Below are 18,159 nucleotides of genomic sequence, written 5' to 3'. Positions count from 1 at the left end.
ACTTAGCCGCACCGGTTCGCCGGTGTGGCCTCGTGCGTGCGCAAGACGTGACAGTGACGTCAGGGAGATGACTCGAATGACAACTACGTCGGCCAAGACGCCGAGATCGCAGCCGCGGGGAGGGCGGGCGCGCGCCGCCATCGCGGCGAAGACGTTGCGGACCGACCGGTGGTGGTTCGCTCCGCTGATCACCGTGGTCGGGCTCAGCGCGTGGGTCATCTACGCGACGGTCCGGGTCTTCATGCACAAGTGGTACTGGGTGGAGCAGTACCACTACCTGACACCGTTCTACTCCCCCTGCGTCACCGACCGCTGCGTCGAGGGCTCCTCGCACTTCGGCCAGTTCCTGCCCGGCTGGTGGATCATCCCGGACGCGGCGCTCACCCTGCCGTTCCTGCTGCTGTTCCGGCTGACCTGCTACTACTACCGCAAGGCGTACTACCGGTCGTTCTGGCTGTCGCCGCCGGCCTGCGCGGTGCCGGACGGTCACCAGTCGTACAGCGGTGAGACGCGGTTCCCGCTGCTCGGGCAGAACCTGCACCGCTACTTCTTCTACGCCGCCGCGATCATCTCGCTGATCAACACCTGGGACGCGATCCTGGCCTTCCACTCCCCCGACGGCTTCGGCTTCGGCCTGGGCAACATCATCCTGGTCGGCAACGTGGTGATGCTGTGGGCGTACACGATCTCCTGCCACTCCTGCCGCCACATCATCGGCGGGCGGCTCAAGCACTTCTCCAAGCACCCGATGCGCTACAAGGCGTGGACCGGGGTGTCCTGGTTGAACGTCCGGCACATGCAGCTCGCCTGGATCACCCTGGGCACCCTGGCGCTCACCGACTTCTACGTGATGGCGGTCGCCGCCGGCTGGATCAACGACCTGCGGTTCATCAACTGAGAGCCTGGACATGACTGAGACGCGAATCGAACGACACCACTACGACGTCGTCGTGATCGGGGCCGGCGGCGCCGGCCTGCGCGCGGCGATCGAGGCCCGGCTGGCCGGCAAGAAGACCGCGATCATCTCGAAGTCGCTGTTCGGCAAGGCGCACACGGTGATGGCCGAGGGTGGCGCCGCCGCCGCGATGGGCAACGTGAACTCGCGGGACAACTGGCAGGTGCACTTCCGGGACACCATGCGCGGCGGCAAGTTCCTGAACAACTTCCGGATGGCCGAGCTGCACGCCAAGGAGGCGCCGCAGCGGATCTGGGAGCTGGAGACGTACGGCGCGCTGTTCGACCGCACCAAGGACGGGAAGATCTCGCAGCGCAACTTCGGCGGCCACGAGTACCCGCGCCTGGCGCACGTCGGCGACCGGACCGGCCTGGAGCTGATCCGTACGCTCCAGCAGAAGATCGTCTCGCTACAGCAGGAGGACAAGCAGGAGTTCGGCAGCTACGACGCGCGGATCCGGGTCTTCTCCGAGACCACGATCACCGAGTTGCTGCTCGACGGCGACCGCGTCGCCGGCGCGTTCGGCTACTACCGCGAGTCCGGCGAGTTCATCCTCTTCGAGGCGCCCGCCGTGGTGCTCGCCACCGGCGGCGTCGGACGGTCCTACAAGGTCACCTCGAACTCCTGGGAGTACACCGGGGACGGCCACGCGCTGGCGCTGCGCGCCGGGGCGACGCTGATCAACATGGAGTTCCTCCAGTTCCACCCGACCGGCATGGTCTGGCCGCCCTCGGTGAAGGGCATCCTGGTCACCGAGTCGGTGCGCGGCGACGGCGGGGTGCTGAAGAACTCCGAGGGCAAGCGGTTCATGTTCGACTACGTCCCGGACGTGTTCCGCAAGCAGTACGCGGAGACCGAGGAGGAGGCGGACCGCTGGTACACCGACCCGGACAACAACCGGCGTCCGCCGGAGCTGCTGCCCCGTGACGAGGTCGCCCGCGCGATCAACAGCGAGGTCAAGGAGGGCCGGGGTACGCCGGCCGGCGGCGTCTACCTGGACATCGCCTCCCGCAAGTCGGCCGAGGAGATCCGCCGCCGCCTCCCGTCGATGTACCACCAGTTCAAGGAGCTGGCCGACGTCGACATCACCAAGGAGCCGATGGAGGTCGGCCCGACCTGTCACTACGTGATGGGCGGCGTCGAGGTCGACCCGGACTCCGGCGCGGCGTACGGCACGGTGCGCGGGCTCTACGCCGCCGGTGAGGTGTCCGGCGGCATGCACGGCTCCAACCGGCTCGGCGGCAACTCCCTGTCCGACCTGCTGGTCTTCGGCAAGCGCGCGGGCGGGCACGCGGCCACGTACACCGATCAGCTCACCAGCCGCCCGGCGGTGTCGGTGGCGGCGGTGGAGGCCGCCGTGGAGACGGCGCTGGCGCCGTTGCAGCGCGACACCGGCGAGAGCCCGTACCAGCTCCAGCAGGACCTCCAAGCGGTGATGGGCGACCTGGTCGGCATCATCCGGCGCGAGGGCGAGCTCGCGGACGCCATGCGCCGGCTGGCCGAGCTGCGGGAGCGGGTGGCGAAGGTGAGCGCGGTCGGCGGCCGGCGCTACAACCCGGGCTGGCACCTGGCGCTGGACCTGCGCAACATGCTCGTGGTCTCGGAGTGCACCGCGATGGCGGCGCTGGAGCGGCAGGAGTCGCGCGGCGGGCACACCCGGGAGGACTACCCGGCGATGGACCCGAAGTGGCGGCGGGTCAACCTGGTCTGCTCGCTGGACGGGGACGCGGTCCGGCTGACCCACAAGCCGCTGCCGAAGATGCGGCCGGAGCTGATCGGGCTGTTCGACCGGGCCGAGCTGGCCAAGTACCTGACCGACGAGGAACTCGCCGAGTTCGACGCCCTCACCGAGGAGGCGAACACTGATGGGAAGTAAGCGCCAGTTCCGCATCTGGCGGGGCGACGAGACCGGCGGCGACCTGAAGGACTACACGGTCGAGGTGAACGAGGGCGAGGTGGTCCTCGACGTGATCCACCGGCTGCAGGCCACCGAAGCGCCGGACCTGGCGTGCCGGTGGAACTGCAAGGCCGGCAAGTGCGGCTCCTGCTCCATGGAGATCAACGGCAAGCCGCGGCTGGGCTGCATGACCCGGATGTCGACGTTCGAGGAGTCCGAGACCGTCACGGTCACCCCGCTGCGCACGTTCCCGGTGATCCGGGACCTGGTCACCGACGTCTCGTTCAACTACGAGAAGGCCCGGGAGACCCCGGCGTTCGCGCCGCCGGCCGACGTGGCGCCCGGCGACTACCGGATGCAGCAGGTCGACGTGGAGCGCTCGCAGGAGTTCCGCAAGTGCATCGAGTGCTTCCTGTGCCAGAACGTCTGCCACGTGATCCGGGACCACGAGGAGAACAAGCCGGCGTTCTCCGGCCCCCGGTTCTTCATCCGGGCGGCCGAGCTGGACATGCACCCGCTGGACGCGCGTACCGACCGCCGGGAGTACGCGCAGTCCGACATGGGACTCGGCTTCTGCAACATCACCAAGTGCTGCACCGAGGTCTGCCCCGAGCACATCAAGATCACCGACAACGGGATCATCCCCATGAAGGAACGGGTCGTCGACCGCAGGTACGATCCCCTTGTGTGGCTCGGTAACAAGATCTTCCGGAGGGGTCAGGTGCCTCAGACCAGCGCGACCAGCGGGCATTCCAGCGGTGCCGTCACGTCCGGAGGGGCGCACGGCGGGGCGCACGCGCACTCCGGCGGAACGCACTCGCACGGCGGGGTGCACTCGCACGCGGGCGGCTCGCACGACAGCGCCGCCGAGCGTCAGGCCCAGCAGGGCGTCAACTGGCACCGCGAGGTGCCGCACCCGACCGCCCCGGCGGTGGACGCCAACGGCAAGCTGCCGCTGACCGAACTGACGTTCAACCGGGCCGCCGCGCCGTCGCCGTTCGGCGACGACGTGACGTTCCCGCTGCCCCCGGAGCACCTCAACTTCGCCCACCCGCAGCAGGACGAGCCGAAGCACTGAACGACAGCACGACGACGGGGGCCAGCGGCACACGCCGCCGGCCCCCGTCCCGTTCCGGCCCGGTTGTCCGGTCCGGAGCCTCAGTCGGACGTGGCGAGCAGCGGGCGCAGCGCGGCCACGATCGGCACGTCGGCCGGAAGCCAGTCGACGCTGTCCAGCTCGGCGGCGGAGAGCCAGCGCAGCTCCGCGTGCTCCAGGGCCTTCGGCTGGTCGCCGTGCAGCAGGCGGGCGGCGTAGACGCGCAGCACGGACCGGCCGTGCGCCATCCGTACGTCACGGCCGACGCGGGCGCCGACAGCCACCCGTACGCCCAGCTCCTCGGCGCACTCGCGGGCCAGCGCGTCGGTCTCGGCCTCACCCGGCTCGACCTTCCCGCCGGGGAACTCCCACCGGCCCGCCACCTCGGGGGGCGCGGAGCGCTCGCACGCCAGCACCCGGCCGCCCTCGATGATCGCGGCCCCGACGACCACCCTCGGCTCCCGCCGGTCGGCGTGTCCGCCCCCGCTAATCCGTTCGGTCCGCACGGGCCACCAGCGTGCCAGATCAATCGGCGGTTTGGGTAGCTGCGTCGGCCGTCAGGTCAGCAGAACACGGAAGTGTGGGCGTGGACACACCATCTGAGTGGCGAGAGACTAGAGAGCGTCGACTGGGACACGGGATGGCGACGATTTGGCCACAAGCCGGCAACGACGCCTGGGAGGTGCGGTGATGCGCGTGCTGTTCAGCGGCCGTGCGAAGCACGACTACCTCAGCGACGCACTGGCCCTGCTGTCGGGATGGACGCGCGAGGGCGAACAGATCCGCCGCACGATCGTCCTCGACGACACCCAGCACGCCGCGCTCACCGAACGGGTGGCGGTGGTCGCCGACGCGCTGCGGCTGCGCCCGGAGATCAGCCGCCGGGCCGATCGTACCCAGATCCGGCTGGGCCACGGCGACGGCGAGCCACTCACCGAGGGTGAGGTGCTGCTCGCGGCGCGCATCGAGGACGCGGTCCGCGCGGTCACCGAGCCCTGAGCGCTGGCGCGCCCCGCCTACCCTCAGATGCATGTCTGGCCCCACGTACGACCGCAAGGAACAGTTCCAGCAGATCCAGAGCGGGCTGCTGCCCGGTGAGCAGATCATCGCCGTCTACGACGCGGTGGGCACCGGCACCGGCTTCATCGGCCTGACCGACCGGCGGGTGATCATCCAGGACCGCTCCTTCGTCGGCAAGCGGTACGCCATCACCAGCATCCCGTACTCGAAGATCACCAGCGTGAGCGTGGTGAGCAACAAGTCCTGGGGTGGCTCGTTCTTCTCCACCGGGTCGATCGCCGTGCACGTCGGCACGCACACCTACGAGGTCGAGTTCCGGGGCGCGGAGAAGAGCCACCACGTGCACAACGTGATCCTGCACCACATCTCCTGACCCGCACTGGCACAATCGCCGCCATGCGAGGGCTGACGGCACGCTGGCGGGCCTGGCGGGGCGACCACCGCCGGGCCGTACGCCTGGTCAGCCGGCTCCTGGTGCTCGCCACGGCCGCCGTGGTGCTGCTGGGCGCCGCCACGATCGCCAGCGTGACCTGGGTCCGCGGCGCCGCCGAGGGTCGCCTGTTCGGCGCCGCGGACGTGCCCGAGACGCCGGTCGCGCTGGTGCTGGGCACCAAGGTGGACCCGGACGGCACCCCGGCGCCGTTCCTCGCCGGCCGGCTGGAGATCGCCCGCCAGTTGTACGCCGCCGGCAAGGTCAAGGTGCTTCTGCTCTCCGGCGACCACATGGACTGGGACTACGACGAGCCGGACGCGATGCGGCGCTGGCTCGTCGAGCGGGGCGTCCCGGCGGAGAAGACGGTGCTGGACCATGCCGGCTTCGACACGTACGACTCGTGCGTGCGCGCGCATCGCGTCTTCGGGGTCCGGCGGGCCACTGTGGTCACCCAGTCGTTCCACCTGCCGCGCGCGGTGGCGCTCTGCCGGGACGCCGGCATCGACACCGTCGGCGTCGGCGACGACACCGCCCGCCGGTACGCCGGCCAGTGGCGGATCAGCTCCACCCGGGAGCACGCCGCCTGCGTCAAGGCCGCCGCGGACGTGCTCAGCGGGCGCGACCCGGTGCACCTCGGCCGCCGGGAGACCGCTGTGGACGACGCGCTGCGGGCGTAATCCGGTTGTCGCCCCGGTCGGCTGCTGGTCTGCTGGACCCCTCGAAGCCGACCGGAGGGAGCACCGCCATGCCACACGCTGCGAAGCCCAACCGACCCGTCGTCACCCTTGCCGAAACGAGGCTTCGTGTTTCCGTACCCCATTCCGGCGGAGGTCGCTGACCTCGCGCCGCGTCCTGTCCCTTCCGCCCGGCGGGAGGGCGTGTGATGTCCGTCTTCGACGATCCCGGCTTGTTCGGCCGGCTCTGGGCCGACACCTACGACGGCCCCGGCAATCCCGACCCGGCCCCGGCCGTCGACTTCCTCGCACCGCTGGCCGAGGGCGGCCCGGTGCTCGAACTGGCGGTCGGCACCGGCCGGGTGGCCCTGCCGCTGGCCGCCCGCGGTCTGACCGTGGAGGGCGTCGAGGCGTCCCCGGAGATGGTCGCGCACCTGCGCGCCAAGCCGGGCGGCGCGGACCTGCCCGTGACCATCGGCGACATGGCGGACGTCCCGGTCGCCGGGCCGTACCGTCTGGTCTTCCTGGTGTTCAACACGCTGTTCAACCTGGTCTCCGAGGAACGCCAGGCGGCGTGCTTCCGCAACGTCGCCCGGGTGCTCGCGCCCGGCGGGGCGTTCGTCATCGAGACGTTCGTGCCCGACCCGGCGGACTTCGACCGGGACGAGCAGGTCCAGGTGCGGGAGGTGACCGAGGACTCGGCCACCATCCGCGTGCACCGGTACGACCGCGCGGCGCAGACGTTCGTGCGGCAGACCGTCACGTTCGACGCCTCCGGCGTGCACCTGAAGCCGTTCGCCATGCGCTACGCCTGGCCGGAGCAGGTCGACGAGCTGGCGGAGCGGGCCGGGCTGCGGCTCACCGAGCGGTACGCCGACTGGGACCGGTCGCCGTTCGACGCGGACAGCCGCTCGCACATCTCCGTCTACCGGCGGCGGTAGCGCTCACGTCGAGGGGCCGGGCGTCGTACCGGCCCCTCGACGCGCGACTACGCTGACGACCGCCGGTCCGGACAGGGGGAACCGATGACTGTCACCGTCGTCGCGATGGACGACTCGCACGCCGACGCCGTACTGGAGATCTACCGTCTGGGCATCGCCGAGGGCAACGCCACGTTCGAGACCGAGCCGCCGGACTGGACGAGGTTCACCGCCACCCGGCTGCCCGGCCACCGCTGGGTGGCGCTCGACGAGGCAGGCGACGTGCTCGGCTGGGTGGCCTGCTCCGCTGTCTCCGACCGCTGCGTCTACGCCGGCGTGGTCGAGCACTCCGTCTACGTGCACCCGCGGGGGCGCGGGCGCGGGGTCGGCCGGGCGCTGCTGGAGGCGCTGATCGCCTCGACCGAGGCGGCCGGGATCTGGACCATCCAGTCCGGCGTGTTCCCGGAGAACACGGCGAGTCTCGCGCTGCACGCGACGTGCGGCTTCCGCGTCGTCGGCACCCGCGAGCGGGTGGGCCGCCACTACGGCACCTGGCGCGACGTGACCCTGATCGAACGCCGCAGCCCGCACGTCACCTGACGCTCCCCCGCCCCGCCCGCCCCGCCCCGGTCCCGCCCCGGCCCGCCCGGTGATCAAGGAGTTTGTGTCCGGTCGGCGCGGTCCGGGAGACGTAAACCCCTTGATCACCGGGTGAGGTCGCGGCAGGACACGCTCCAGGATCAGGTCAACCATCTGCCGGAACTCGGGGAGCTTGCGGCCGAAGATCGGGCTGTCCCCCGCGACCTCACCGCCGTTGACGAGCGTCGCGGCCGGCCCCGGCGAGCCGGCCACCGGCCCGACCCGGCAGCCGAAGGTGACGCGTCGTCGGCATGGATGTCGGCCCAGGTCCGCTCCGCGGCGGTGTCGCAACAGCCGCAGACGGACTGCCGTACCTGGCGGGTGCTCTCGTCGATCGTCAGTGTCACGGCGCGAACTCGATCGAGCCGTAATCGGCCACGCGTACCCGAAGAAGACTTGACGCCCCGGCCCGCGAGCGCCAAGGTTAGTTACATGAGTAATGAACCAAAGAACCAGGATGGATGACGGCCGGCCGATCTTCGTCCAGATCGCGGAGATGATCGAAAACTCGATCATCGACGGGACGTACGCGGAGGAGACCCAGGTGCCGTCGACGAACGAGCTTGCGGCGTTCCACCGGATCAACCCGGCGACCGCCGCCAAGGGGATCAACCGCCTGGTCGATGACGGGCTTCTCTACAAGCGCAGGGGGATCGGAATGTTCGTGGCAACGGGCGCCGTCGAAACACTCCGGGAACGCCGCCGGCGCGAGTTCTCCGACCAGTACGTGCGGCCCCTCATCGAGGAGGCACGCAAGTTGGGCATCGGCACCGAGGAGCTGAAGAAGCTCATCGACACAGGGGAGGAACAGCGATGAGCGTCGTGGCGGCAGCCGGGCTCACGAAGCGGTTCGGCGAGGTGACCGCTCTCGATGACGTCACCTTCACGTTGACGGGCGACAAGATCTATGGGCTTCTCGGCCGCAACGGCGCCGGCAAGACGACGCTGATGCAGCTGATCACCGGCCAGAACAGCGGCACCAGCGGCGACCTCATGCTCTTCGGTGAGCGGCCGTACGAGAACGAGCGGGTGCTGTCGCGGGTGGTCTTCATCAAGGAGAGTCAGACGTACCCGACCGCGTACCAGGTCCGGCACGTGCTGAGCCTGGCCAAGCGGCTGTTCCCCAACTGGGACGAGGACTTCGCGCAGTCCCTGGTGGACGACTTCGACCTGCCGCGCAAGCGCAAGGTACGCAAACTGTCCCGCGGCATGCTGTCCGCGCTGGGCGTGACGATCGGCCTGGCCGCACGCGCGCCGCTGACCTTCTTCGACGAGCCGTACCTCGGTCTCGACGCGGTCGCCCGGCAACTCTTCTACGACCGGCTGCTCGCCGACTACGCCGAGAATCCGCGCACCGTCGTGCTCTCCACACACCTCATCGACGAGGTGGCCGACCTGATCGAGCACGTACTGCTGCTCGACCGCGGAAAGCTGCTGCTCGACGCGCCCAGCGACGAGCTGCGCGGCGAGGTGGTGGAGGCGTCCGGCCCGGCCGCTGCGGTGGACGAGTTCGCCGCCGCGCACCAGGCGCTGCATCGTGAGCAACTCGGCGGCGCGGTCCGCGCGTCGCTGCGCGGGTCGTTCGACGACGCCGAACGGACGCGCGCCAAGAAGCTCGGCATCGACCTGGCACCGGTGTCGCTCCAACAGGCCGTGGTGCGCCTGACGACGGAAAGGACGAACGCGCGATGACTCGTATCCTCGACGTCGCCCGGATGCACACCATCGCCTGGGTCAGCCAGTTGGCCTGGCCATGGGGCATCATGGCCATCTCGCTCGGCGTCAACCTGCTGATCTTCGCCTCGATCGACGAGGCCGCGCCGGGCAAGAACACCACGGGCGGTCTGGTCAGTATCTACATCGTCTGCTCGATCGTCGCCGCCACCTCGATCAGCCAGGTGTTCCCGTTCGCGCTCGGCATGGGCGTCACCCGGCGCACCTTCTACCTCGCCACGGTGCTCGTCAACGTGGTGCAGGCGGTCGTCTACGGCGTCCTGCTCTACCTGCTCAACCTGATCGAGGGCGCCACCGGCGGCTTCGGGATCCAGCTGCGGTTCTTCCGAATCCCGTACGTCGACGTCGACAACGGGCTGTTGCAGATCGCCGTCTACGCGGTGCCGTTCCTGTTCCTGAACTTCGTCTCCGTCTTCGTCGCCGTCTGGTACGTCCGGTTCGGCATGAACGGCCTGTTCGGGGCCGGCGCGGCCCTGATCCTGGTGACCGGCCTGCTCGTCGCGTTGATCACCTGGCAGGGATGGTTCGGTGACATCTGGCAGTGGCTGAGCAGCCAGCACCAGGTCAGCCTGCTGGTGGGGTGGCCCGCCCTGATCGCCGCGGTGGCCGCCCTCGGGGGGATGGCGGCCATCCGCCGGGCCAACGCCTGACGGCGGGCACGGATGGTCGGCCGACGATCCGCGCGATGCGGGTCGTCGGCCGCCACCCGCAGCTCCCCGGTTCGGTCGCATCGACAGCTGTTGTCGGACCCGCTCGCTAGCATTGCCGCGATCGCCGACGAGAGGGGTGCGCCGTGGACCAGAGCGACCTCACGACGTTCGTGGACCGGGACCTGCAAGGCGCGCGCTTCACCAGGTCGACGCTGGCCGGCGCGGTGATGCGCGGCGTCGACGTGCGCGGGCTCGACATCGACGCGCCGTGGCTCACCGACGGCGCGCTGCTGGTCAACGGTGTCGACGTCGTGCCGCTCGTCGAGGCCGAACTCAACCGGCGGTTCCCCGGGCGCGAGCTGAGGCGTGCCGAGGATCCCGACGGCCTGCGCGCGGCGTGGGCGGCGCTCGAACGAGCCTGGGCGGCCGCGGTCGACCGGGTCGTGTCCATGCCCGACGGCGCCGCCGACATCTCGATCGACGGCGAGTGGTCGTTCGCGCAGACCCTGCGCCACCTCGCGTTCGCCACCGACGCCTGGCTCGGCAAGGCGATCCTGCGCCTGCCGCAGCCCTTCCATCCGCTCGGGCAGCCGCACGCCGAGTACGAGACGGACGGACTCGACATGTCGATCTTCCCCGCGGCGCGGCCGAGTCTCGCCCAGGTGCTCGATCTGCGCGCCGAGCGGCAGGCCATGGTGCGGGACTTCCTCACGGGCGTCACTCCGGAGCTGCTCGCCGAGCCTCGGCCGTCAGCCTGGTCACCCGAACACGAGGAGCCGGTCCTGCACTGCCTTCACGTCATCTTCGACGAGGAGTGGGAACACCTCCGCTTCGCAGTGCGCGACCTGGACGCGCAGGCGTAGCGTCCGGTGTCCACGTGGACCGGCCCCGCATCGGAGGCCTCGGCGGACGGATCTCCCAAGGCGCGCATCGTCACCGGGTTGCTGTGCGACGGCAACCGGATACTCCTGTGCCACCGCTCTCCCCTGCGTCGTGTGCTGCCCGACGTCTGGGACCTGCCCGGCGGGCACGTCGAGCCCGGGGAACCGCCCCGTGTCGCACTTGCCCGTGAGCTTCGAGAGGAACTGGGCGTCGACGTGGCGGTGCCGTCGGGTCCGCCCGTGCACGAGATTCACGCCGACACGTTCTCCATGCGGATCTGGCTGGTCGAAGCGTGGACGGGGTATCCGGCCAACCTCGCGCCGGAGGAACACGAAGCCATCGGCTGGTTCACCGAAGACGCGCTCGGAGCGCTACCGCTGGCTCATGCCGACTACCCCGCCCTGTTCCGCAGGGTCCTTGCCGAGCGTCGCGCCTGACCACCAGGGAGAACGGCGGCGGTGGTCAGTGACGTCGTAGCCAGTCCGGCGTCGGCGGCGACGAGACCCGCATCGGTCCGCGACGATCGCGGATGTACGTCGCGTAGTCCGCGATGTGGCGGCGGCTCAGGTAGTGCGGGTAGTGGTCGAAGTGCCACCGGCAGTCCTCGATGAACCCGGTGTGGTCGTCGAGCCCGAGGCGGGCACAGGTGCGAGCGAACTCGTCCAGACCGTCCAGCATCTCGGCGCACTGTGCGGGTGTCGCGCCGTCGGCGCCCCACAGCACCCCGGCCGGAAGCTCGTGCACCGCGTGTTCGAGCCACCGGCGGTCATGCCGGTAACGGTCCTGGTCAGCGCTCACGCCGCTCCTCGCGCCACAACTCGTGGCCGCGCATCAGCCAGCCGACCCAGAACACCGCGAACATGATCAGGAAGCACGCGAACAGCACCACGGCGAGCACTGCCGCGATCGGCTGGAACCGCCCTGCGTCGCCGTTCCATCCGCTCGCCGCAAGGGTCCCGAGGCCGCCACAGACGATCATGGAGATGAGCAGGACCGGCCGGTCAACCGGGTGGGGCTCACGGGGCAGACGCACATCGACTCCTCGGTCGGTGAGACACGAGACGTCCGCACACGGCCGCCTCCGACGGCCTGCATCGTCGCAGTGCCGGCCAAGAGATCAAAGACCCGGAATCCGGCGTACGGGCGTACGACAGGTCGGATGGTCGTCCCGCTCCCAGCGCTCCTGGTCAGATCTGGTTCACGGTGGCAGTGTCCTGCCGTGATGCAACGAGACCTGGTGACCTGGCGGGAGGATCTGCGGAAGGCGGTCGCTTCCGCGGTGCTCGACTTCGAGGACCGCTACGGATACCCGCCCGGCGAGAATGCCGTCAGTGAGCCCACGACGACCTCTGCCGCGCTGATCGCCGCCGCCCGTCCCGCCGTCCCCGCTGTCCTTGCCGACCTGTACGCGGTAGTGGACGCCGTCGACCTGGCCGACATCGACAACGGGTTCTTCCTGCACAGCGCCTCCCACGTGGTCCACGTCCACGAGGCACGGGACCTCTGGCGCGTACGTGGCCGCCACGACGCCGATGTAATCGTGTTCGCCAGCGACGGCGGCGGCACGCAGTACGCGCTGGCGACGCCGGACGGGTGGCCCGTCTACCGGCTCCCTCCGGACCTCGTCCTCGACGGCATCTACACCTCGGAGGATCCGCGCTTCGACGTGGCCGCCCCGGACCTGGCCACCTTCCTGGACCTCCTGCTTCAGGACGTGAAGACGTTCGCTGCGTCGAGCTCTCGTCGGTAGCCTCGCGCAGTGACCGCACGGGTCCCGGCCTTGTGCACAGGAACGCCTGCACGACCGGGTCCTGGCGACTGCGGCGGGACCAGTGCGCGAGGAGCTGCTCGACGCTCTGCGCCGAGGTGCCCAGATCAAGCTGTGGATCAACGGCCCTAATCGTCGGCACGCTTGACCTGCGGCAACGGCCGACTTGAGGGCGTCACCCGGCTGGTCGCTCGGCGCCGCCTTCGACGTCGGCCGACCGTAGCCTCACCTGCCAATTGTGAACGGTATGGTCGGCCACGACCGCCTCGAAGCAGACGCCGAGAGCGGGCAGCTCGCCGCCGCGGGATAGCGCGGTTGTCTCCAGCAGACCGAGCGCATCCGGCTGGCCCTCTATCTCGACGAATACGCCGAACGGCATCGCCGCGAGCACTCGTACCCGGACTTGTTCACCAACAGGCAGTGCCGCCCTGGTCGCCGACCACGAGCGCCTCGCCCGCTCGGCTCTGCCGTCGATCAAGCTCCAGGCGTCGGCGTTCATCGCCGCTGATCTTCGCACGGCCAGCTTGGGAGTCGGTCTGATCGTCGTCGTCACTCCCCGACCAGCCATCTGCTGATCGGCGGCACGGCCCCTGCCACACCTTGCCGGCGACGCCCTTCCCCTTGTGCTTCAGGCGAACCCTTATATCGCCCCCCGATATATGCTCGCGTCCGATATATTGCTGCTCATGGACACACCGCTGCGCGAACCCACCTTCTTGATCCTGACCGCGCTGGCCAAGGAGCCGATGCACGGCTACGGGTTGATCGGCGACGTCGCCGCTCTCTCCGACGGCAGAGTCACCCTTCGCCCGGGCACGCTTTACGGCGCGCTCGACCGGCTGGTCGACGCCGGCCTGGTCGAGGTCGACAGGGAAGAGATCGTCAACGGTCGAGCGCGCCGCTACTACCGCCTCTCACCCGCCGGTGACGCCACGTTGACCGAGGAGACGGAACGGCTGCGACGCAACGTCGAGGTGGCCACGATCCGGCTCCGCGCACGAGGCCGCACCTTCCGCCCGCGTACCGCTGGAGGACTCGCGTGACGACCCTGGAACGCCGCTACCTGCGCCTGCTGAGCGCGTACCCCTCGGACTATCGCCGCTCGCGTGGCGCGGAGATCGTCGGGACGTATCTTGACCTGGCCAAGCCCGGCCAGCGCTGGCCCTCACCCGGAGATGTCGCGGATCTGATGCGCGGGGGCCTTCGTCAGCGGCTGCGCGCCGCCGGCCTCCTCGACCTGATTCACGGGGTGCGTCTCGCCTCGGTCGTGGCACTACTGGTCGCCACCACGCTTGCGGCCATCTGGTGGGTGGCCGAACTGCGCCCTGCCCCGCCTGAGTGGAACATCCCGCATGTCGGCCCGCTCGCCTCACCGGGGTTCATCGCGTGGACCGCCTGGCTCGTCGCCGCAATCGCCGTGGCTCTCTCACCGGGACGGGCAACCCGGGCCGCAGTAGGCGTCGCTCTTGTGCTCACGATCGCGACTGTGCCGGCGGGCGCGATGACCGGCCTGCCCAGGCCACCACTGTTCATCCTGCTGCCCCAGGCCACTCTCGGCGCGCTGGCGCTCCTGCTACCGGAGCGGCTGTCCCCCAGCATCCGGATTGGAACACCACTCGCGGCGGTAGGCGCCGGCGGGACAACCGCATACCTGGCCGCACACCATGCGCTTGACGGGTACTACGCCGCCAGTACCGCCCGGTTCCTACCGACCGCCGCCGGGCTCCTGATGGCTGTCGCTCTGCTGCTGGCCCTCGGGCTCGCCCTCCACCGCGACAACCGCGGCATCTGGGCCCTACTCGTGCTGCTCGCACCGGTCGGGCAACTCGCGCTGCACAAGCTCGCTGGAACCGTGAGCCCGTATCGGGGCTCCCCAAGCGTGGAGTTCGGCACCCTGGCTGCCTACGCGATCCTCGTGAGCCTGCTCGGCCCGGCGCTGCTCATGCTGGGAATCGCCGGCCGCCGACGGGCGATCACTAACGGGAGGGGCGAACGACGTCCAACTCGCCGAAGCCTCCGCAGGCACATGTTCCGGCTGTAGCCCACCACTGTGAGCCGCCCGATCGCGTCGTCACAACGGGGGTGAGCGAAGCGACCGGGCGGCCGGCCACATTAAGCCTGAGGCGCGGGGGATGCGCCCGATTTCAGACGTTGAAGCGGAACTCCACCACGTCGCCGTCCTGCATGACGTACTCCTTGCCTTCGATCCGGACCTTGCCGGCGGCCTTGGCCGCCGCCATCGATCCGGCCTCGACCAGGTCGGCGTAGGAGACCACCTCGGCCTTGATGAAGCCGCGCTGGAAGTCGCTGTGGATCACCCCGGCGGCCTCCGGCGCGGTCGCGCCGACCGGGACGGTCCAGGCCCGCGCCTCCTTGGGGCCGGCCGTCAGGTACGTCTGGAGCCCGAGCGTGCGGAAGCCGACCCGGACGAGCTGGTTCAGGCCGGGCTCGGACTGCCCGATCGACTCCAGCAGCTCGCGGGCCTCGTCCTCGGGCAGGTCGACCAGCTCGGACTCGATCTTGGCGTCCATGAAGATCGCCTCGGCGGGCGCGACCAGGCCGCGCAGCTCGTCGAGGAACTCGGCGTTGCCCAGCTCGGCCTCGTCGACGTTGAAGACGTAGAGGAACGGCTTGGTGGTGAGCAGGTGCAGCTCACGCAGGTGCTCCAGCTCGACCTTCGCGGCGGCGGCGCCCGCGTACAGGGTCACACCGTTGTCGAGGACCTCGACCGCCTTCTTTGCGGCCTCGACGGCGGCGGCCCGGTCCTTGCGGAGCTTGGCCTCCTTCTCCAGCCGGGGCAGCGCCTTCTCCAGCGTCTGGATGTCGGCCAGGATCAGCTCGGTGTTGATCGTCTCGATGTCGTCGGCCGGGGAGACCTTGCCGTCGACGTGCACCACGTTCGGGTCGGAGAAGGCGCGCACCACCTGGCAGATCGCCGAGGCGTCGCGGATGTTGGCGAGGAACGCATTGCCCCGGCCCTGCCCCTTGGACGCGCCGCGGACCAGGCCGGCGATGTCGACGAAGGAGACGGGCGCCGGCAGCACCTTCTGCGAGGAGAAGATCTCGGCCAGCTTGGCCAGCCGCTCGTCGGGCAGCCCGACCACGCCGACGTTCGGCTCGATGGTGGCGAACGGGTAGTTCGCGGCGAGCACGTCGTTCTTGGTCAGCGCGTTGAACAGGGTGCTCTTGCCCACGTTGGGCAGGCCGACGATGCCGATGGTGAGACTCACGACGAACCAGCTTACGCGGTTCGCCGCCCGCGCCGGGCAGGCAGGTCCGCGAAGCCTGTCACTCCGACAGCAGGCGCGGCTCGATCCGGGTCTCCCGGGCGGTGCCGTCCTCGGCGCGGACCAGCTCGTACGCGGCCACGCCCGGCCGGTCGGCCACCGCCTCGGCCAGCCGGGTGCCCCGGTAGATCAACCCGACGCCGTCGTCGGTGCAGTGGCTGGCCGGGAGCGTGCCGTCGGCGACCAGCTGGTGCATCAGCGGTCGCCGCTGTTCCTCGCTGTCGTAGTGCACACCGTTGCCGTACGGGAGCCAGCCCAGCCCTTCGGTGAAGGGCCGCAGCGTCGGACCGTAGCTGTCGGTGGCGCCGCCGGTGTGCCAGCAGATCGAGCCGGCGGAGACACCGCCGAGCACCACGCCTGCCTGCCAGCACTCGTGCAGGATCTCCGGCAGGCCGTGCACCCGCCAGACCGCGCAGAGGTTGGCCACGCTGCCGCCGCCGACCCAGATGACGTCCTGCGCGAGCAGGTGGGCGCGGATGTCCTCGACGTTCGGCATCGGGTAGAGCGCCAGGTGGGAGGCTCGGAACCGGGTGCCGGCGAAGGCGCCGTAGAAGACGGTGAACCCGGTCGGCTGGTCCCCGGTGGCCTGGCCGAGGTAGCAGACGCGCGGCGCGTCACCGGCCCCGGCCAGGTCGGCCATCAGGTCGAACAGGGCGCTGGGCCGGGCGTCCCAGGGGCCACGACGACGGCTGGCGAAACCCATGCTGGTGGCGACGATCGTCGGTTCAGTGGCGGGCACGGGCGTCCTTCCGGCCGATGACAGTGACGATCATTGTGCCGGACCGGAGGTGTCGGCCGCGGCGAGCAGCGTACGCAGCAGGTCGGCCAGCCGCTCCTGGTCGGCCGGGGGCAGCGCGTCGAGGATCCGCCGCTGCACCGCGAGCCCGGCCTCGGCGGACTCCTCGACCACCCGGCGACCGGTGTCGGTGAGTATGACCCGCAGCGCCCGCCGGTCGGCCGGGTCCGGCGAGCGCCGTACCAGGCCGGCCCGTTCGAGGCGGTCGAGCCGCCCGGTCATGCCGCCCGAGGTGAGCATCAGCGAGGCGGCGAGCGCCTTCGGCGCCAGCGTGTACGGCTCACCGGAGCGGCGCAGCGCGGCGAGCACGTCGAACTCACCTCGGCCGATGCCCCAGGCCGCGTACACCTTCTCCTGGCCGTCGCCGACCAGCCGGGCGAGCCGGTAGATGCGGCCGAACACGGCCATCGGCTCGGGCCGCATGCCGGGTCGTTCCCGCCGCCACTGCTCGACGATCGCGTCCACCTCGTCGCCTGTCACGGCTGCCGATTGTGCCCCACGTCCCACTTCCCTTTTCGCTCGGGCCTGAGTAGCTTAGCCCTAAGATACTTAGAGCTGAGGAAGCTGCTGTGAACTCTCGCTGGACCGACGTCGCGCTCACCGCCGCCGCCCCCGTCACCTGGGGCACCACCTACCTGGTCACCGCCGAACTCCTGCCCCCGGACCGGCCGCTCTGGGCCGGCGCGATCCGCGCCCTCCCGGCCGGTCTGCTGCTGCTCGCGCTGACCCGAAGGCGACCACACGGCCGCTGGTGGGGGCGGGCCGCCGCGCTCGGCGCGCTCAACATCGGGGTGTTCTTCCCGCTGCTCTTCCTCGCCGCGTACCGGCTGCCCGGTGGCACCGCCGCCGTGCTCGGCGCCGCCCAGCCGCTGCTGGTGGCGGTGCTGACGGTCGCGCTGCTCCGCGACCGCCCCACCCGGCCGGCGCTGGTCGCCGCCGTGGCCGCCCCGCTCGGCGTCGCCCTCGTGGTGCTGCGCCCCGGCGCCGGCCTCGACCCGCTCGGCGTCGCCGCCGGGCTCGCCGGGGCCGTGGCGATGGCCACCGGGCTGGTGCTCACCCGCCACTGGGGCCGGCCACCCGGAGTGGGCGTCCTGGCCGCGACGAGCTGGCAACTCGTCGCCGGTGGCCTGATGATCGTGCCGGTCGCCGCCGCCGTCGAGGGCGCGCCGCCCGTGCCCGACGGGCCGGCCCTCCTCGGGTACGCGTGGCTCGGGCTGGCCGGCACCGCGCTGGCGTACGTGCTGTGGTTCCGGGGCGCGGCGCGACTGCCGGTGTCCCGCGTGTCGGTGCTCGGCGCGTTGAGCCCGCTGACTGCGGCGACGCTCGGCTGGGCGGTGCTCGGTGAGGCGCTGGACCCGGTCCAGCTCGCCGGTTTCGCGGTGGCCGTGGCGGCGATGGTGCTCGCCCA

General features: G+C 70.5%; 23 protein-coding genes and 1 pseudogene. 17 read left to right on the top strand and 7 right to left on the bottom strand.

The features are described 5' to 3' along the window. The first annotated feature begins 76 nt into the window (after window positions 1-76). The 3 genes from O7542_RS30225 to O7542_RS30215 are packed head-to-tail and all read left to right on the top strand — an operon-like array spanning window position 77 to window position 3,930. A complete protein-coding gene (locus tag O7542_RS30225) occupies window positions 77-898 on the top strand; it encodes a hypothetical protein (RefSeq protein ID WP_043328416.1) in 822 nt (273 codons plus the stop codon). Between the two features lie 10 nt (window positions 899-908). After that, complete coding sequence (locus O7542_RS30220; RefSeq protein WP_043328415.1) at window positions 909-2,831, top strand: fumarate reductase/succinate dehydrogenase flavoprotein subunit; 1,923 nt, start codon at window positions 909-911, stop codon at window positions 2,829-2,831. Next, complete coding sequence (locus O7542_RS30215) at window positions 2,821-3,930, top strand: succinate dehydrogenase/fumarate reductase iron-sulfur subunit (protein WP_043328414.1); 1,110 nt, start codon at window positions 2,821-2,823, stop codon at window positions 3,928-3,930. Before O7542_RS30220 ends, O7542_RS30215 begins: the two co-directional genes overlap by 11 nt. A gap of 80 nt (window positions 3,931-4,010) precedes the next feature. Here the strand turns inward: O7542_RS30215 and O7542_RS30210 are convergent, their stop codons facing one another. After that, complete coding sequence (locus tag O7542_RS30210; protein WP_197494946.1) at window positions 4,011-4,454, bottom strand: (deoxy)nucleoside triphosphate pyrophosphohydrolase; 444 nt, start codon at window positions 4,452-4,454, stop codon at window positions 4,011-4,013. 184 nt (window positions 4,455-4,638) lie between these two features. On the opposite strand from O7542_RS30210, the gene O7542_RS30205 reads away from it, so the two are divergent. The 10 genes from O7542_RS30205 to O7542_RS30160 all read left to right on the top strand — a co-directional run bounded on the left by O7542_RS30205 (window position 4,639) and on the right by O7542_RS30160 (window position 11,337). Further along, entirely contained in the window at window positions 4,639-4,947 is a 309-nt protein-coding gene (locus O7542_RS30205; protein ID WP_018784696.1) for a 4a-hydroxytetrahydrobiopterin dehydratase, read from the top strand. Between the two features lie 31 nt (window positions 4,948-4,978). Continuing rightward, window positions 4,979-5,341 (top strand): PH domain-containing protein, encoded by a 363-nt coding sequence (locus O7542_RS30200; protein ID WP_018784695.1) that lies wholly within the window; start codon window positions 4,979-4,981, stop codon window positions 5,339-5,341. A gap of 23 nt (window positions 5,342-5,364) precedes the next feature. Further along, entirely contained in the window at window positions 5,365-6,078 is a 714-nt protein-coding gene (locus O7542_RS30195) for an ElyC/SanA/YdcF family protein (RefSeq protein WP_281605525.1), read from the top strand. A gap of 206 nt (window positions 6,079-6,284) precedes the next feature. Continuing rightward, window positions 6,285-7,016: a class I SAM-dependent methyltransferase gene (locus O7542_RS30190; protein WP_104115168.1), complete on the top strand. Its 732-nt coding sequence runs from the start codon at window positions 6,285-6,287 to the stop codon at window positions 7,014-7,016. An 84-nt stretch (window positions 7,017-7,100) separates the two neighbouring features. Beyond that, window positions 7,101-7,595, top strand: a complete 495-nt coding sequence (locus O7542_RS30185; protein ID WP_281605524.1) for a GNAT family N-acetyltransferase — start codon at window positions 7,101-7,103, stop codon at window positions 7,593-7,595. Between the two features lie 496 nt (window positions 7,596-8,091). Beyond that, a complete protein-coding gene (locus tag O7542_RS30180; protein ID WP_043328406.1) occupies window positions 8,092-8,451 on the top strand; it encodes a GntR family transcriptional regulator in 360 nt (119 codons plus the stop codon). Beyond that, window positions 8,448-9,326, top strand: coding sequence for an ABC transporter ATP-binding protein (locus O7542_RS30175; protein ID WP_043328404.1), 879 nt, complete (start codon window positions 8,448-8,450; stop codon window positions 9,324-9,326). Before O7542_RS30180 ends, O7542_RS30175 begins: the two co-directional genes overlap by 4 nt. Next, complete coding sequence (locus tag O7542_RS30170) at window positions 9,323-10,018, top strand: hypothetical protein (RefSeq protein ID WP_064447924.1); 696 nt, start codon at window positions 9,323-9,325, stop codon at window positions 10,016-10,018. Before O7542_RS30175 ends, O7542_RS30170 begins: the two co-directional genes overlap by 4 nt. A 143-nt stretch (window positions 10,019-10,161) precedes the next feature. Beyond that, complete coding sequence (locus tag O7542_RS30165) at window positions 10,162-10,881, top strand: DinB family protein (protein WP_281605523.1); 720 nt, start codon at window positions 10,162-10,164, stop codon at window positions 10,879-10,881. Between the two features lie 6 nt (window positions 10,882-10,887). Continuing rightward, window positions 10,888-11,337, top strand: coding sequence for an NUDIX domain-containing protein (locus tag O7542_RS30160; RefSeq protein WP_281605522.1), 450 nt, complete (start codon window positions 10,888-10,890; stop codon window positions 11,335-11,337). A 25-nt stretch (window positions 11,338-11,362) separates the two neighbouring features. On the opposite strand, the gene O7542_RS30155 is transcribed toward O7542_RS30160, so the two are convergent. Further along, the gene (locus O7542_RS30155; protein ID WP_210883697.1) at window positions 11,363-11,698 is read right to left on the bottom strand and encodes a hypothetical protein; all 336 of its coding nucleotides are present in this window, start codon (window positions 11,696-11,698) and stop codon (window positions 11,363-11,365) included. After that, the gene (locus tag O7542_RS30150; RefSeq protein ID WP_210883699.1) at window positions 11,688-11,933 is read right to left on the bottom strand and encodes a hypothetical protein; all 246 of its coding nucleotides are present in this window, start codon (window positions 11,931-11,933) and stop codon (window positions 11,688-11,690) included. The genes O7542_RS30155 and O7542_RS30150 overlap by 11 nt, the downstream gene beginning before the upstream one ends. 189 nt (window positions 11,934-12,122) lie before the next feature. On the opposite strand from O7542_RS30150, the gene O7542_RS30145 reads away from it, so the two are divergent. Then, window positions 12,123-12,650, top strand: a complete 528-nt coding sequence (locus O7542_RS30145; RefSeq protein ID WP_210883701.1) for a hypothetical protein — start codon at window positions 12,123-12,125, stop codon at window positions 12,648-12,650. 193 nt (window positions 12,651-12,843) lie between these two features. On the opposite strand, the gene O7542_RS30140 is transcribed toward O7542_RS30145, so the two are convergent. Beyond that, the gene (locus O7542_RS30140; protein WP_247677212.1) at window positions 12,844-13,167 is read right to left on the bottom strand and encodes a hypothetical protein; all 324 of its coding nucleotides are present in this window, start codon (window positions 13,165-13,167) and stop codon (window positions 12,844-12,846) included. Between the two features lie 187 nt (window positions 13,168-13,354). On the opposite strand from O7542_RS30140, the gene O7542_RS30135 reads away from it, so the two are divergent. Beyond that, the gene (locus O7542_RS30135; protein WP_210883703.1) at window positions 13,355-13,711 is read left to right on the top strand and encodes a helix-turn-helix transcriptional regulator; all 357 of its coding nucleotides are present in this window, start codon (window positions 13,355-13,357) and stop codon (window positions 13,709-13,711) included. After that, complete coding sequence (locus O7542_RS30130) at window positions 13,708-14,709, top strand: hypothetical protein (RefSeq protein ID WP_210883710.1); 1,002 nt, start codon at window positions 13,708-13,710, stop codon at window positions 14,707-14,709. Before O7542_RS30135 ends, O7542_RS30130 begins: the two co-directional genes overlap by 4 nt. Before the next feature lie 103 nt (window positions 14,710-14,812). Here the strand turns inward: O7542_RS30130 and ychF are convergent, their stop codons facing one another. From ychF to O7542_RS30115, 3 genes are read right to left on the bottom strand one after another with little or no spacing between them, the layout of a single operon-like run. Beyond that, window positions 14,813-15,898 (bottom strand): redox-regulated ATPase YchF, encoded by a 1,086-nt coding sequence (gene ychF, locus O7542_RS30125; protein ID WP_281605521.1) that lies wholly within the window; start codon window positions 15,896-15,898, stop codon window positions 14,813-14,815. Between the two features lie 58 nt (window positions 15,899-15,956). After that, window positions 15,957-16,694 carry a peptidase E gene (locus tag O7542_RS30120; RefSeq protein ID WP_187693375.1) on the bottom strand — a complete coding sequence of 246 codons (738 nt, stop codon included), beginning with the start codon at window positions 16,692-16,694 and terminating at the stop codon, window positions 15,957-15,959. 30 nt (window positions 16,695-16,724) lie between these two features. Further along, entirely contained in the window at window positions 16,725-17,231 is a 507-nt protein-coding gene (locus O7542_RS30115) for a MarR family transcriptional regulator (protein WP_166456919.1), read from the bottom strand. A gap of 89 nt (window positions 17,232-17,320) precedes the next feature. Here O7542_RS30115 and O7542_RS30110 point away from each other — a divergent pair. Continuing rightward, window positions 17,321-18,142: pseudogene (locus tag O7542_RS30110) on the top strand (EamA family transporter); the annotation flags it as partial. Window positions 18,143-18,159: the final 17 nt, after the last annotated feature.

Source organism: Micromonospora sp. WMMC264 (assembly GCF_027497275.1).
Taxonomy (GTDB): domain Bacteria; phylum Actinomycetota; class Actinomycetes; order Mycobacteriales; family Micromonosporaceae; genus Micromonospora; species Micromonospora chalcea.
Note: the sequence above shows the minus strand (reverse complement) of the source record. Positions and strands in the feature narration are given on the sequence as shown.